Origin of the sequence: Rhodococcus pseudokoreensis, from assembly GCF_017068395.1 — a bacterium.
Taxonomy (GTDB): Bacteria; Actinomycetota; Actinomycetes; order Mycobacteriales; family Mycobacteriaceae; genus Rhodococcus_F; species Rhodococcus_F pseudokoreensis.
Map to the genome: position 1 here is coordinate 7173499 of NZ_CP070619.1, position 13203 is coordinate 7186701.

The following is a 13203-nucleotide window of genomic DNA, read 5'->3' on the forward strand; positions in this document are numbered from 1 at the left end:
GGTCACGCCCGGACCAGGATCTTCACCGCCGTGTCGTTGTGCTCGATCAACGTGGTGAGCCCCTCGGAGACCAGGTTGTCGAGTTCGATCCGGCCCGTGATGAACGGGGCCAGGTCGATCACCCCGCTGCGGACCATCTCGATCACCGCCTCGTGGTCGCGGACGTAGGCGATGGTGCCGCGCAGGTCGATCTCCTTGAGGACGAGTTTCTGCATGTCGACCGTCGCGGGCTTGCCCCAGATCGACACGTTCACCACCACGGCCGCGGGTCGGACGGCGTCGAGGATGGTGTCGAGGACGGCGTTCACCCCGGCGCACTCGAACCCGAGATCGGCGCCGACACCGCCGGTAAGCTCGAGCACCCTGGCCTTCACGTCCTCCGACGACGGGTCGACGACGTGATCGGCGACCCCACTGGACAGCGCCTTCTGCTTCCGGGCGTCGCTGAGTTCGGTGACGATCGTGGTGACACCCAGACCCTTCAAGACCGCGGCAACCAGGAGCCCGATCGGCCCGGCACCGCCGACCAGCGCGACGTCGCCGGCCTCGGCCCCGCTGCGGACGACCGCATGATGCGCGACGCTGAGTGGTTCGATCAGGGCTGCCTCGTCGAGCGGGATGTCGCCGATCTTGTGCACCCACCGGCGGTCGACCACCACCTTCTCGCTGAGTCCGCCTCCGCCACCGGCCAATCCGATGAACCCCATCTTCGTACACAGGTGATAGTTGCCAGCCTTGCAGGACGCGCACTCGTTGCACACGAAGTACGGCTCCACCACCACGTTGTCGCCGACCGCGACATCGGTGACGCCCTCACCGACCTCCTCCACCGTCCCGGAGAACTCGTGGCCCATCGTCACCGGCGCGTTCTCGTGCGACAGCGGATGCGGATGTCCCGGCGGGGAGATGAAGATCGGGCCCTCCAGGTACTCGTGCAGGTCGGTGCCGCAGATGCCGCACCAGCCGACCCGGAGTTTCACGGCGCCCGGCCGCAATTCCGGTTCGGGGATGTCGTCGATCCGGATGTCGCGTCGTCCGTGGAACCGTGCTGCTCTCATGGATCCGCCCTCACCTCGTTGTGAACGTGCTGATGAGCCGAACGGTACGACGCCGCAACGCGGCCGGGAAGGGTTGCACTGCGTTGCAATCCGACGACGACTGTGTGACGTTCACCGGCGGATAGCTGGTTTGGCCGGATCTGCGGGTACCTTCGAAGGGAAAGACTGGTTCGATCTGGGGGAGTGAGGCATGGCACGCATACGCACGGCGGCTGAAGCTGAAATCAATGCCGCCGAGCAGATGCAGAAGCTCGGTTACGGCGACGCGACAGCGCTACTCGGCGGCACGGACGGCGGCATCGACGTCTACTCGTCACGCGCGTACGCGCAGGTGAAGTGGCGCGGCGGCAGCGCAGGCAAATCGGATCTCGAGAACCTCTACGGCACCCGCGGAACCAGCCACGCCCGGAAACTCCTGTACTTCTCCGGCCCCGGCTACACCGACGAGGCCGTCGACTACGCGGACGCCGTGGGCATCGCCCTGTTCCGGTGCGAACCCGACGGCGAAACCCCGCCGCTCGGCGCCCACGCCCCGAAACTGGTGACCGCCGCGCGTAACTCGACGGTTGCGGTGGCCCCGTCCCCGCCGCCCCCACCCGAGCCCGAGTCGCCGGCGCGCATCGTCGCCCGCAACGCATGGGCGATGGTCGCGGGCTTCTTCGGCGCGCACTGGCAACTCCTCGGCGCCGTCCTCTGCACGATCGTCCTCATGATCGCCCCCTTCGGCGAAGGGAACGTCGGGCTGCGCGTGTTCGCGACGATCCTCGCCGTCGTCGGCGCACCGGTGTTCTGGCTCCTCTTCGTCCAGCACCGGCACGCGAGAGCCAGATAGTTCGTTGCCGTAACGATCTCGCTCGCGTCGACGACAGCCAGCGTGACTGTCGACATTCGAGTGGAATCGCGGAGATGAATATGGGCTTGATGAATGGCCTGATGGGTAATGCGGGAAAGATCGACCCGGCTGCGGCGCAGGCGGAATACTCACGACTTCTCGGAAACGGTGAGCAGGTCCACGCCGCGTATCTGCTGGTTCGCGACGCCTTCCTGTTCACCAACCGGCGACTCATTCTCGTCGACAAGCAGGGGATCACGGGAAAGAAGATCGAGTACCACAGCGTGCTGTACAAATCGATCACGCATTTCGCGGTGGAGACGGCCGGGAACTTCGATCTCGACGCCGAACTGAAGATCTGGATCTCCGGCAATCCGGTTCCGCTGCAGAAGCGGTTCTCGAAGTCGGTGGACATCTACGAGGTGCAGGCGATCCTGTCGCACTTCGTCGCCGGGTAGCGCACCCGACCCCGTAACTGCGAGAACACCACCGTCGGTAAATACCGGCGGTGGTGTTCTCGGTGCGGATTCGGGAGGCGAGTCAGTTCGCGGTCGGCAGCGACTTCAGCGACTTGACGGTGGCGATGCAGGCCCGCGCGGCCTCGGCGCCCTTCTTGACGAAGTGGTCGCCGAAGTAGGTGAGGTGCTCGTCGTGCTCGTGGAAGTGGTGCGGGGTCAGCACAACCGAGAACACCGGCACGTCCGTGTCGAGTTGCACCCGCATGAGGCCGTCGATGACCGCGGTCGCGACGAACTCGTGCCGGTAGATGCCGCCGTCGACTACGAGCGCGGCCGCGACGACGGCGTCGTAACGCCCCGTGAGGGCGAGGCGTCGTGCGTGCAGCGGGATCTCGAACGCGCCCGGCACCTCGAAGAAGTCCAGGTCGTCCTTCGAATAGCCCAGCGTGGTCACCTCGTCGGTGAAGCCGTCGCGTGCGCGGTCGACGATGTTGCGGTGCCACGTGGCCTGGATGAACGCGATTCGTCCCTGACTCTCACTCATGGTCTGAAACTACTGCACCGGTCCTAGCGGTGTGAACGGGGCAGTGCCGTCGACCGGCCCCACCCGGAGTCGTCGGTGAGGTGCTCGAGCAGCGGCTGAATCCGGTACGGCAGCGGGCTCGTCAGCGCGATGGTCGTCGTCGAATGCGTGATGCCGGGCAGGTTCGCGATCTTCTCCAGCAACTTCTGCAGCTCCGCGTGCGTGGACGTGGCCACCCGCACCAGCAGGTCCTCCCGGCCGGTGGTCGCGTGGATCTCGATGACCTCCGGCAGGTCGACGAGACGGTTGCCGACGGCGGTCAGCTTGCCCTGTTCGAGTTCCAGCCCGACGAACGCCTGAATGGGAATGCCGACCTCGGCGAGGTCGAGGTTGGGGCGGAAGCCGGTGAGCAGCCCGCTGGTCTCCATGCGCTTCATCCGGGACTGGACGGTGTTGCGGGCGACGCCCAGCGAGTTGGCGAGTTCGGCCACGCTCATGCGTGAGTCCTGGCCGAGCAGTCCGAGCAACTGCACGTCGAGCTTGTCGATGCTGAGCACTTTGGGTACCTCCGGGAAGTGACCACCGTCACCTGTTGCGTGAACTGATCAGTTGATCCGATTTGCGTTGACCAAATCATAGAGCAGATACAGGATCAAGCTCACGAAATGCTCAACGCGACGGATCGGGAATCGCAATGACTCAGCTAGACGACGCTCGCACCAGTGCAGCATCCTTTGATCTCGCCGACCGATACCGGGCCGACTCGGGTCCGGTGTTGATGACCGGTGTCCAGGCCATCGCCCGCCAGCTGGTGGAGCAGCACGAACGCGACCGCCGCGCGGGCCTGAACGTCGCGACGTTCGTCTCCGGCTACCAGGGCAGCCCCCTCGCCGGCCTCGACCGCACCATCGCCGCCATCCCCACGCTGAGCACCGACCACGACGTGAAGTTCGTGCCCGGCATGAACGAGGAACTCGCCGCGACGTCCGTCTGGGGCAGCCAGGTGGACCTCCCGCAGGGCGAGCGTACCCACGACGGCGTCGTCGGCGTCTGGTACGGCAAGGGTCCCGGCCTCGACCGCGCCAGCGACTCCATCCGGCACGCCGCGATGTACGGCGCCAACGCGCGCGGCGGCGTCCTCGTCCTCGTGGGCGACGACCCCAACGCCAAGTCCTCCACCATCCCCTGCGCCAGCGAACGGTCCATGGCCGCAATGGGCATGCCCGTGTTCTTCCCGCGCAACGCCGAAGAGGTCATCACGTTCGGCCTCTACGGGGTGGCGCTGTCGCGGATCTCCGGCTGCTGGTCGGGCATGAAGATCGTCGCCGACGTCGCCGACGGACTCTGGACCCTCGACCGCGACTTCGCCGGACTCGACATCGTGCTCCCCGAGATCGAGTGGAACGGCAAGCCGTGGTCGTACCGGCAGCGCGTCCTCGCGTCCCCGCCCGACAGCGTCTACGCCGAGGCCGACCTCTACGGACCGCGCTGGGCGATGGTCGAGGCGTTCAACGCCGCCAACGACATCGACGCGATCGAGGTCAACCCGCGCACCGCGTGGCTGGGCATCGCCGCCGTCGGCACCGCGTACGACTCGCTGCGCCAGGCCCTGCTCGACCTCGGGCTCGGCGACTCCCAGCTCGAGGACGCCGGCATCCGCATCCTCCGGGTCGGCATGCCCTACCCGCTGGGCGCCGACAAGGTTCGCGAACTCGCCGACGGCGTCGAGCAGGTCCTCGTCGTCGAGGAGAAGATGCCGTTCGTCGAGTCCCAGCTCAAGGACATCCTCTACGGCGGCGCCAGTGCACCCGCCGTGCTGGGCAAGAAGAACGCGCAGGGCAAGAACCTGATCCCCGTCGACGGCGAACTGACCGCCGCCCGGCTCACCGGACCGCTGCGACGCGTCCTGAAGGACCGGGTCGCGCTGACCCCGGCCCCGCCGCCGCGCCTCGAGCTGACCGTCCTCCCGACGTCGCGCACCCCGTACTTCTGCTCCGGCTGCCCGCACAACCGCTCCACCGCGGTGCCCGAGGGGTCGATCGCGGGCGGCGGCATCGGCTGCCACACCCTGGTCACGATGTCCGGCCGCACCGACAGCGCCGTCACGATGCTTACCCAGATGGGCGGCGAGGGCGCGCAGTGGATCGGGCAGGCCCCGTTCAGCGACGTCAAGCACATGTTCCAGAACGTCGGCGACGGCACCTACTTCCACTCCGGCCAGCTCGCCGTGCAGGCGTGCGTCGCGGCCGGCGTCAACATCACGTACAAGGTGCTCTACAACTCCGCGGTCGCGATGACCGGCGCCCAGGACGCCGAGGCCGGGCTGACCGTGCCGCAGCTGACCCACAAGCTGGCGTCCGAGGGTGTCAAGCAGATCATCGTCTGCGCCGAGGACCCCAAGCGGCACAAGGGCGCCCACTTCGCCGCCAACACGCTGCTGTGGGACCGCACCCGGCTCGACGAGGCGCAGCGCGTCCTGCGCGACATCGAAGGCGTCACCGTCCTCATCTTCGACCAGCAGTGCGCCGCCGAGGCCCGCCGCAAGCGCAAGCGCGGCAAGCTGCCCGCCCGCCGCACCCGCGTCGTCATCAACGAGGCCGTCTGCGAGGGCTGCGGCGACTGCGGCGTCAAGTCGAACTGCCTGTCCGTGCAGCCCGTCGACACCGAGTTCGGCCGCAAGACCAAGATCGACCAGACCAGCTGCAACACCGACTACTCCTGCCTCGAGGGCGACTGCCCGTCGTTCGTGACGGTCGAACTGCCCGAGGAAGGCGCGCCGAAGACGTTGCGCGAGATCCCGGTTCCGCCGGAGGTCGGCGACCCCGATCCCGCCGTGTGGACCGGAACCCACAACCTGTTCATGGCCGGTGTCGGTGGTACCGGCATCGTCACCGTCAACCAGGTGCTGGGCATGGCCGCGCTGCGCGCCGGGCTGCACGTCGAGGGACTCGACCAGACCGGACTCAGCCAGAAGGCCGGACCGGTCACGTCGCACCTGCGGCTCAGTGATCAGAAGACGCGGTCGGGAAGCTCGGCGCCGTCCAACCGGATCAGCCCCGCGACCGCCGACTGCGTCCTCGCGTTCGACCTGCTGACCGCCGCCGACGCCAAGTACGCCGGGTTCGGCAGCTCCGACCGCACCATCACCGTCGCGTCGACGAGCCAGACCCCGACCGGCGACATGGTCTACGACCCCGCCGTCCGCTACCCCGACGAGGACAAGCTTCTCGAGCGTCTCGACGTCTCTGCCCGCGAACTCACCGCGATCGACGGCCTCGCCGCCGCCACCGCGCTGTTCGGCAGCACCGCCGCAGCCAACTTCCTGCTGGTCGGCGCCGCCTACCAGGCAGGCGGGCTGCCCGTCCCCGCCCGGTTCATCGAGGAAGCCCTCGAGATCAACGGTGTCGCCGTCGAGTCCAACAAGGCCGCATTCCACTGGGGACGCGTCGCCGTCGCCGACCGGGCCGCGTTCCTCGCCGCCACCAGTTCCGCCGCCGTGCCGCAGCGCAGCGACACCGTCGTCCCGGCCCACCTGTTCGCCGGGTCCACCCTCGACGGCGCGACCCGCGAGCTCACCGAACGCCGGGCCGCGAACCTGGTCGCCTTCCAGGGTGACCGCGTCGCCGCCCGCTACATCGCCCTGGTGCAGCAGGCGTGGGACGCCGAGCGCGCACTGGGCGACCGGACCGAGTTCAGCGAGGCCGTTGCCGCCGGGCTGCACAAGCTCACCGCGTACAAGGACGAGTACGAGGTGGCCCGGATGCTCACCGACCAGGCGTTCCTCGACGCCGCCGCCGGCGAGGTCCCCGGAGCCGGCAAGCTCACCTACAAGCTGCACCCGCCGGTCCTCAAGGCGATGGGCCGCAAGACCAAGATCGGATTCGGCCCCCGCTCCCACGTCGCGCTCAAGACTCTCGCCAAGGCGAAGTTCCTGCGCGGCACCGCGTTCGACCCGTTCGGCTACGCCAAGGTCCGTCGTCTCGAGCGTCAACTGCTCGCGCACTACGAGGCCACCGTCGCCGGCCTGATTGCCGACCTCACCGCCGACACCTATGACACCGCCACGCTGATCGCCGCGACTCCGGACCTCGTCCGGGGCTACGAGGACGTCAAGCTGCGCAACGTCACCGTCTACCTCCAGCGTCTCGCCGAACTCGGCGTCGACACCTCCACCATCACGATTGCCACCCCTTCGGAAAGGTCCTGAGAAGACATGACTCTCACCGCGGAACGTCACGCCACCGCACCGCTCCAGAACGCCGGAGTGTTCGAACGGACCGATTTCCCCACCGACACCGCGCACGAGCAGGTGACGTTCTTCCAGGACCCCGCGACCGGACTCAAGGCGATCGTCGCGATCCACGACACCACCCTCGGACCGGCGCTCGGCGGCACCCGCTTCTACCCCTACTCCGACGAGGCCGCCGCTCTCAAGGACGTCCTGCGGCTGTCGCGGGGCATGACGTACAAGTCGGCGATCGCCGGAGTCGACCTCGGCGGCGGCAAGGCCGTCATCATCGGCGACCCGGCCACCGGCAAGTCGGAGGCGCTGCTCGAGGCGTACGCCCGCTTCGTGCAGACGCTCGGCGGGCGGTACATCACTGCCGGTGACGTGGGCACCAACTCCGACGACCTCGACGTGATGGGCCGCGCCACCGACTACGTCGTCGGACGCAACACCGCCGCAGGCGGGTCCGGCGACAGCGCCCCGATGACCGCCCTCGGCGTCTTCCAGGGCATGCGCGCCGGCGCCCAGGAGAAGTGGGGCACCCCGAGCCTCGCCGGACGCGTCGTCGGGGTCGAGGGCGTCGGGAAGGTCGGCTACCAGCTGATCAAGCTGCTGCTCGCCGACGGCGCCTCGGTGGTCGCCACCGACGTCAACGCCGCCGCACTCGACCGCGTCGCCACCGACTTCCCCGACGTCAAGATCGCCTCCAGCGTCATCGACCAGGAACTCGACGTCTACGCACCCTGCGCGATGGGCGCCACCCTCACCGACGAGTCCGTCGCCGCGATCACCGCCCAGGTGATCTGCGGGGCCGCGAACAACCAACTCGCCCACCCGATCGTCGAGCACGACCTCAGTGACCGCGGCATCACGTGGGTCCCCGACTACGTCGCCAACGGCGGCGGACTCATCCAGGTCGCCGGTGAGCGGCTCGGAACGTCCGCCGACGACGTCCGCGCGCAGGTCGAGAAGATCTTCGCCACCGTCGTGCAGATCCTCGACGTCGCGAAGCGGGACGGCATCCTCGCCGGCGCCGCAGCCGACGCCGTCGCCGAGGCCCGGATCGCGGCAGCGAAGTAGGGCGGCTCCGCCGCCCGTGCGTGGTTAACGAGTCTCTGCACTCGTTAACCACGCACGGGCGCGAAGCGCCTAGGCCGTCAACCGCCGGTGCAGCTCCCAGGCATTGCGCTCGACGCGGTTGGATTCGAGCATCCCGTCGGCGCGGACGTTCCACACGGCGGTGCCGATCAGGTGGATGGGCTGCCCGTCGGATTCGGTGCCCATGAATCCGCGATTGCGGCCGGTCATTTCCCACAGCGACGCGACGCGGGAGCCGTCCTCGTTCTGGAACGTCTCGACGGGGATGAACTCCAGATCCTCGACGGTGGACTGGAACTTCAGCACCCATTCCTTGAAATCGGCCCGGCCGCGGATCGTCTCTCCGCCGCTGACGATGACGAAATCGTCGATGACGAGTTCGTCGATCGCGTGGGGGTCCTGGGGTGACTGCCACACCCGGGCCCAGAAATTCTCGACTGCGTGAACTCCGTGTTGATGGGACATGCGTTCTTGCCTCTCTCTGGCTTGGATTGTCCAAGTTAGCATGGGTATGACGAGGTAGAGCCGTCGTTTTCTCAGGATGTGAGCGGCGTCGTCAGTCGCCCGCAGGCGCTGGTTCTCCGCGCTGCACGTGCAGGGTCGATGCGGACACGCGTCGACCGTCGTCGGTGACGAAGGCCAGGGACACGGCCTCGCCGGTGGTCTCGTCCGAGTATTCGGGGGAGGTGCTCCCCGGACGCGGCAGGTGGTCGCGCCCGAACTGGCCCAGCGCCCCGATCACGACGTGCAACTGCCGTCCCTTCTCGGTCAGCACGTACTCCTGACGTTCCCGCGACCCCGCCTGGCGATACGCACGGCGCTCGAGTATGCCCTCGTCGACGAGCAACGCCAGTCGGGCGGTGAGCACATCGGACGCAACGCCGAGGCTGCGCGTGAACTCCGAGAATCGGCTGTGACCCCAGAACGCGTCACGGACGATAAGCAGCGTCCACCGGTCGCCCAGGACCTCGAGCGCACGCGCGATGGAACAGCGGGCAGGCGTGGCCGGGGACGGACTCATACGACGAGACTAGTCGCGTCAGGCTTGGCAGGTCCAAGCCAGCGTCGCCGCCGTCCGTGCGTGGGGAACGAGTGCAGAGACTCCTCAACCACGCACGGGCGCGGAGCGCCTCACGCCCGCATCCCGATGATGACGGCGTCGAGGAACTCGTCCGCGATCTCCTCGGGAGTCTCCGCGCCCCCGGGGGTGATCCACAGGTAGCTGTAGTTGAACATGCCCAGCAGGCCCTTCACCATCAACCGCGGGAGCACGCGGAAATGCCCGTCGCGAATGCCCTGTTCCACCGCGTTCCGCCAATGGGATTCGTAGCGTTCACGTTCGGCGATGATGCGATCACGACGCTCGTCCGTCAGCGCGTGGTACTCGCGGAAGAAGACCGTCCACTCCGCGCGGTGTTCGGCGATGTTGCGCATCAGCGCCCGGGCGAGGCCGCGCAGTCGTTTCTCCGGATCGGCCTCGGACAGCGCGAGTTCGTCGGCGACCGTGTTCATCTGGGCGAGTTGCCTGCTGCTGATCTCGTAGAGGATGGCCTCCTTGCTGCCGATGTAGTGGTACAGCGCCCCGCGGCCGAGCCCGACCGCCGTGCCCAGGTCGGCGATGCCGGTGCCGTGGTACCCCGACTTCGCGAACAATTCGGCGGCCACCTGCAGGACTCGGTCCCGGTTGGCGTCGTACTTGTCGCTCATCGAAGGGCCCCTTTGTCTCCCGGCGGTCGAAGGTGTGAGTCTAGATCCCGGTCCGTGCGACGTGCACGATCAGGGCCTGCCCCTGGCCGCCGCCCCCGCACAGCGCCGCCGCGCCGATGCCGCCGCCGCGGCGTTGCAACTCGAGCGCGAGGTGCAGGACGATCCGCGCCCCGGACACGCCGATCGGGTGACCGAGCGCGATCGCGCCGCCGTTGACGTTCACCCGGTCCGAGTGGATGCCGAGGCGTTCGGACGCGGCGAGCGCCACCGCGGCGAACGCCTCGTTGATCTCGACGAGGTCGAGGTCGCCGGGCGTGATCCCCTCGCGCCTGCAGGCGGCCAGGATGGCGTTCGACGGCTGCTCGTGCAGACCCGAATCGGGCCCGGCGACCACCGCGCCCGATCCGATCTCGGCCAGCCACGGCAGGCCGAGGCGGACGGCCGTCGACTTCCGGGTGACCACGACGGCGCAGGCGCCGTCGGAGATCGGGGACGAGTTGCCCGCGGTGAGCGAACCGTCCGGAGCGAAGGCGGGACGCAACCCGGCGAGGTCCGCCGCCGACGTGTCGGCCCGGACGCCCTCGTCGTCGCGCACCTCGCTCGACTCACCCCGCCCGACCGTGACCGGGACCGGAACGATCTCGGCCGCGAAGACGCCGTCCTTGCGTGCCCGCGCGGCCGCCCGGTGCGAGCGTGCGGCCCAGGCGTCCTGAGCCTCCCGCGTGATGCCGTACCCGGGATTGCCGGCCTCGGTCAGCGCCCCCATCGACAACCCGGTGAAGGCATCGCGGAGTCCGTCGAACGCGAGGTGATCGATCAGGACCGCGTCGCCGTACCGGTACCCACGACGACTGTCCCGGAGCAGGTGCGGTGCGTTGCTCATCGACTCCTGACCGCCGGCCACCACGATGTCCGCATCGCCGGCCGCGATCATCCGGTGCGCCAGCGTGATCGCGTCGATTCCCGACAGGCACATCCGGTTGATGTTCAGTGCCGGTGTCGTCAACGGGATTCCGGCTTCCGCGGCCGCGACACGCGCCGGCAGCTGACCACTGCCTGCCGTGAGTACCTGGCCCATCACGACGTGGTCGACGTCGCGGGCGTCGACGCCGGCGGACCGCAGCGCACCGCTGATCGCGTGGCCGCCCAGTTGCTGGGCGGTGAGATCCGACAGCGATCCCATGAAGCGTCCGAACGGGGTTCGTGCCCCCGCCACGAGGACGGTGGGGTCTGCGTTCGTCATTGTCATCTCCTTCGGGGGCGGGTGCCGACCCGCAGCCGAGTCCGGGCTGCAGGTCGGCGGATGGTGAGCGTCAGGGTCGACGCGAGGTCTCGAACGCGTCGGAGTACGCGTACCCGTCGAGCAGTCGTCCCGCCGCCACCAGATACTGGATCGTCGGCGTGCCCTCCTCTAGCCAGTTGAGGCGGGCGTCCCGGTACAGGCGCTCGATCGGATGCGCACGCGTGTAGCCGATGCCGCCGTGGACGAGCAGCGCCCGGTCCGTCACCCGGCCGACGGCCTCGAGGCCGAACAGCTTGCACATACTGGCTTCGGCCGGAATCCGTTCGCCCGCATCCCACTTCCTCGCCGCGTCCGCCAGGATGCCGCGCAGGGCGTAGACGTCGGTGGCCATCTCCGCCAGATAGCGCTGGATCGCCTGCCGCGTGCCGATCGGCTTGCCGAACGTGACGCGGCTCTTCGCGTGCGCGATCGACAGTTCGAGGGCGCGCTCGGACGTGCCGAGCGAACTTGCCGCGATGAAGACCCGGCTGATCTCCAGTGCGCGCTCGAGGTGCTCGTTGCCCTGACCCTCGGCGCCCACGAGGGCGGCGCCGGGAACCCGGACGGCGTCGAGGGTGACGCGCCCGTGCTCGGTGCCCTTGCAGCCCATCGTCTCGGGCAGCGCCGCGATCGACAGGCCGTCGGTGTCGCGGGGAACGAGGAACGCGGACACCTCGCGGTCGGTGGCCTTCGCGAACACGATGAAGTGAGACGCGATGTCCGAGTTGGTGATCAACCACTTCTCGCCGGTGATGACGTAGTCGTCGCCGTCCCGCACCGCGGTCGAGCCGAGGTCGGCGCCGGTGCCGAATCCCGGCTCGGTGAGCGCGAACGCGACCGAACTCCGGCCCGTCGCCGCGCCCGGAAGCACCGCCGCCTTCTGCTGCTCGTTCCCGATTTCGGAGAGCGCGTGGGCGAACGAGTTGTGCACGTGCACGATGACCCGGAGGCCGCCCTGGACCTTGGCGAACTCGGCGATGATCGGCAGGTACTGGGCGATCGAGAGTCCGCTGCCGCCGTACTCGCGGGGGACGAGCAGGCCGAGCGCGCCGATCCGGGCGAGGATCGGCATGACGATGTCGTGCGGTACCTGCTCCTCGTCCTCGATCCGCTGTTCCAGCGGATCGAGTTCGGACCAGATCGCCTCGAAGATGCGGTTCCGGAGCGTCAGGTACTCCGACTCCGGAATTCCGACCGAATGCGTGAGTGTCGCGGTCATGGTGTTGCTTCCCTTCGTTGTGGGTCGTCACAGTCGTGGTGTGTCACAGCGCCCAGCCTCCGTCGACGGTGAGAACGGAGCCGGTGCAGAACGTGGCGTCTTCGCTGAGGAAGACTGCGGCCTTGGCGATTTCGTCGACGGTGCCGAATCGGCCCAGGACGGTGTCCTGTTCGATCCGCCTGCGCGCGGATGCGGGCACCGCGTCGGTCATGTCGGTGGCGACGAAGCCGGGGGCCAGGATGTTGACCCGGATGCCGTTACGGGCGACCTCCTTCGCGAGCGACCGGCCGAAGCCGACCATCGCCGACTTCGCGCTCGCGTACGCGGTGTCGCCGGGGTGACCGATCAGGCCGACGACCGACGACACCAGAACGATGCTCGGTGACGTGCCTTTCGCGAGGTGGGGTAGCGCGGCCCGGGCGAGGGCGACGGTGCCGCGCAGGTTCGTCTCGATCACGCTCCACCAGGCGTCCGGGTCCAACTCGGTGAGCCGCCCGCCCGACCACTGACCCGCGTTCAGGATCAGCGAATCGAGTCGTCCCCAGTGGGAGACGACGTGCTCGACCGCCGAGGCCGCCGTGGTGTCGTCGTGCAGGTCGAAGTGGATCGGGAGTACCTGTTCCGGGGCCTCTGCGGTGAGCTTCTCGGCCTCGTCACGACCGGTTCGGTATGTGCACCCCACCCGGCAGCCGCGCTGGGTCAGACCGATGGTGACGGCGGCTCCGATGCCGCGGGAGCCGCCGGACACCAGTGCGACGCGGAGATCCTCGTTGTCGTTCTCGTTCATGTTCGAAAATG

Annotated in this window: 13 protein-coding genes; 4 read left to right on the forward strand and 9 right to left on the reverse strand. The window is 68.4% G+C overall.

The window, feature by feature from the left end; all coding sequences use genetic code 11:
* Positions 1-2: 2 nt before the first annotated feature.
* On the reverse strand, positions 3-1058 hold the full coding sequence (locus JWS13_RS37825) for a 2,3-butanediol dehydrogenase (protein WP_206010430.1): 1056 nt from the start codon (positions 1056-1058) through the stop codon (positions 3-5).
* Positions 1059-1248: 190 nt separating this feature from the next.
* On the opposite strand from JWS13_RS37825, the gene JWS13_RS37830 reads away from it, so the two are divergent.
* Positions 1249-1890, forward strand: a complete 642-nt coding sequence (locus JWS13_RS37830) for a restriction endonuclease (protein ID WP_206010431.1) — start codon at positions 1249-1251, stop codon at positions 1888-1890.
* An 80-nt stretch (positions 1891-1970) separates the two neighbouring features.
* Complete coding sequence (locus JWS13_RS37835) at positions 1971-2348, forward strand: PH domain-containing protein (RefSeq protein ID WP_206010432.1); 378 nt, start codon at positions 1971-1973, stop codon at positions 2346-2348.
* 82 nt (positions 2349-2430) lie between these two features.
* Here JWS13_RS37835 and JWS13_RS37840 read toward each other — a convergent pair whose 3' ends face one another.
* Entirely contained in the window at positions 2431-2892 is a 462-nt protein-coding gene (locus JWS13_RS37840; protein WP_206010433.1) for a 6,7-dimethyl-8-ribityllumazine synthase, read from the reverse strand.
* Positions 2893-2915: 23 nt separating this feature from the next.
* Positions 2916-3428 (reverse strand): Lrp/AsnC family transcriptional regulator, encoded by a 513-nt coding sequence (locus JWS13_RS37845; RefSeq protein WP_072945874.1) that lies wholly within the window; start codon positions 3426-3428, stop codon positions 2916-2918.
* 137 nt (positions 3429-3565) lie between these two features.
* Between JWS13_RS37845 and JWS13_RS37850 the strand changes: the two genes are divergently transcribed.
* The gene (locus tag JWS13_RS37850) at positions 3566-7078 is read left to right on the forward strand and encodes an indolepyruvate ferredoxin oxidoreductase family protein (protein WP_206010434.1); all 3513 of its coding nucleotides are present in this window, start codon (positions 3566-3568) and stop codon (positions 7076-7078) included.
* A 6-nt stretch (positions 7079-7084) separates the two neighbouring features.
* Positions 7085-8179: a Glu/Leu/Phe/Val family dehydrogenase gene (locus tag JWS13_RS37855; protein WP_206010435.1), complete on the forward strand. Its 1095-nt coding sequence runs from the start codon at positions 7085-7087 to the stop codon at positions 8177-8179.
* 69 nt (positions 8180-8248) lie between these two features.
* Here JWS13_RS37855 and JWS13_RS37860 read toward each other — a convergent pair whose 3' ends face one another.
* The 6 genes from JWS13_RS37860 to JWS13_RS37885 form a co-directional block, all read right to left on the reverse strand.
* Positions 8249-8662, reverse strand: coding sequence for an ester cyclase (locus tag JWS13_RS37860; RefSeq protein WP_206010436.1), 414 nt, complete (start codon positions 8660-8662; stop codon positions 8249-8251).
* Positions 8663-8753: 91 nt separating this feature from the next.
* The gene (locus JWS13_RS37865; RefSeq protein WP_206010437.1) at positions 8754-9218 is read right to left on the reverse strand and encodes a winged helix-turn-helix transcriptional regulator; all 465 of its coding nucleotides are present in this window, start codon (positions 9216-9218) and stop codon (positions 8754-8756) included.
* Between the two features lie 110 nt (positions 9219-9328).
* Positions 9329-9904: a TetR/AcrR family transcriptional regulator gene (locus tag JWS13_RS37870; protein ID WP_206010438.1), complete on the reverse strand. Its 576-nt coding sequence runs from the start codon at positions 9902-9904 to the stop codon at positions 9329-9331.
* Between the two features lie 40 nt (positions 9905-9944).
* On the reverse strand, positions 9945-11147 hold the full coding sequence (locus JWS13_RS37875) for an acetyl-CoA C-acyltransferase (protein WP_206010439.1): 1203 nt from the start codon (positions 11145-11147) through the stop codon (positions 9945-9947).
* A gap of 70 nt (positions 11148-11217) precedes the next feature.
* Positions 11218-12405, reverse strand: coding sequence for an acyl-CoA dehydrogenase family protein (locus JWS13_RS37880; protein ID WP_206010440.1), 1188 nt, complete (start codon positions 12403-12405; stop codon positions 11218-11220).
* A 43-nt stretch (positions 12406-12448) separates the two neighbouring features.
* On the reverse strand, positions 12449-13192 hold the full coding sequence (locus JWS13_RS37885) for an SDR family NAD(P)-dependent oxidoreductase (protein WP_206010441.1): 744 nt from the start codon (positions 13190-13192) through the stop codon (positions 12449-12451).
* Between the last annotated feature and the right edge of the window lie 11 nt (positions 13193-13203).

Excerpts from the sequence above, each read along its gene's own strand:
- JWS13_RS37825 (WP_206010430.1), bottom strand. The coding sequence starts at position 1,058 with ATGAGAGCAGCACGGTTCCACGGACGACGCGACATCCGGATCGACGAC.
- JWS13_RS37830 (WP_206010431.1), top strand. The coding sequence starts at position 1,249 with ATGGCACGCATACGCACGGCGGCTGAAGCTGAAATCAATGCCGCCGAG.
- JWS13_RS37835 (WP_206010432.1), top strand. The coding sequence starts at position 1,971 with ATGGGCTTGATGAATGGCCTGATGGGTAATGCGGGAAAGATCGACCCG.
- JWS13_RS37840 (WP_206010433.1), bottom strand. The coding sequence starts at position 2,892 with ATGAGTGAGAGTCAGGGACGAATCGCGTTCATCCAGGCCACGTGGCAC.
- JWS13_RS37850 (WP_206010434.1), top strand. The coding sequence starts at position 3,566 with ATGACTCAGCTAGACGACGCTCGCACCAGTGCAGCATCCTTTGATCTC.
- JWS13_RS37855 (WP_206010435.1), top strand. The coding sequence starts at position 7,085 with ATGACTCTCACCGCGGAACGTCACGCCACCGCACCGCTCCAGAACGCC.
- JWS13_RS37860 (WP_206010436.1), bottom strand. The coding sequence starts at position 8,662 with ATGTCCCATCAACACGGAGTTCACGCAGTCGAGAATTTCTGGGCCCGG.
- JWS13_RS37865 (WP_206010437.1), bottom strand. The coding sequence starts at position 9,218 with ATGAGTCCGTCCCCGGCCACGCCTGCCCGCTGTTCCATCGCGCGTGCG.
- JWS13_RS37870 (WP_206010438.1), bottom strand. The coding sequence starts at position 9,904 with ATGAGCGACAAGTACGACGCCAACCGGGACCGAGTCCTGCAGGTGGCC.
- JWS13_RS37875 (WP_206010439.1), bottom strand. The coding sequence starts at position 11,147 with ATGACGAACGCAGACCCCACCGTCCTCGTGGCGGGGGCACGAACCCCG.
- JWS13_RS37880 (WP_206010440.1), bottom strand. The coding sequence starts at position 12,405 with ATGACCGCGACACTCACGCATTCGGTCGGAATTCCGGAGTCGGAGTAC.
- JWS13_RS37885 (WP_206010441.1), bottom strand. The coding sequence starts at position 13,192 with ATGAACGAGAACGACAACGAGGATCTCCGCGTCGCACTGGTGTCCGGC.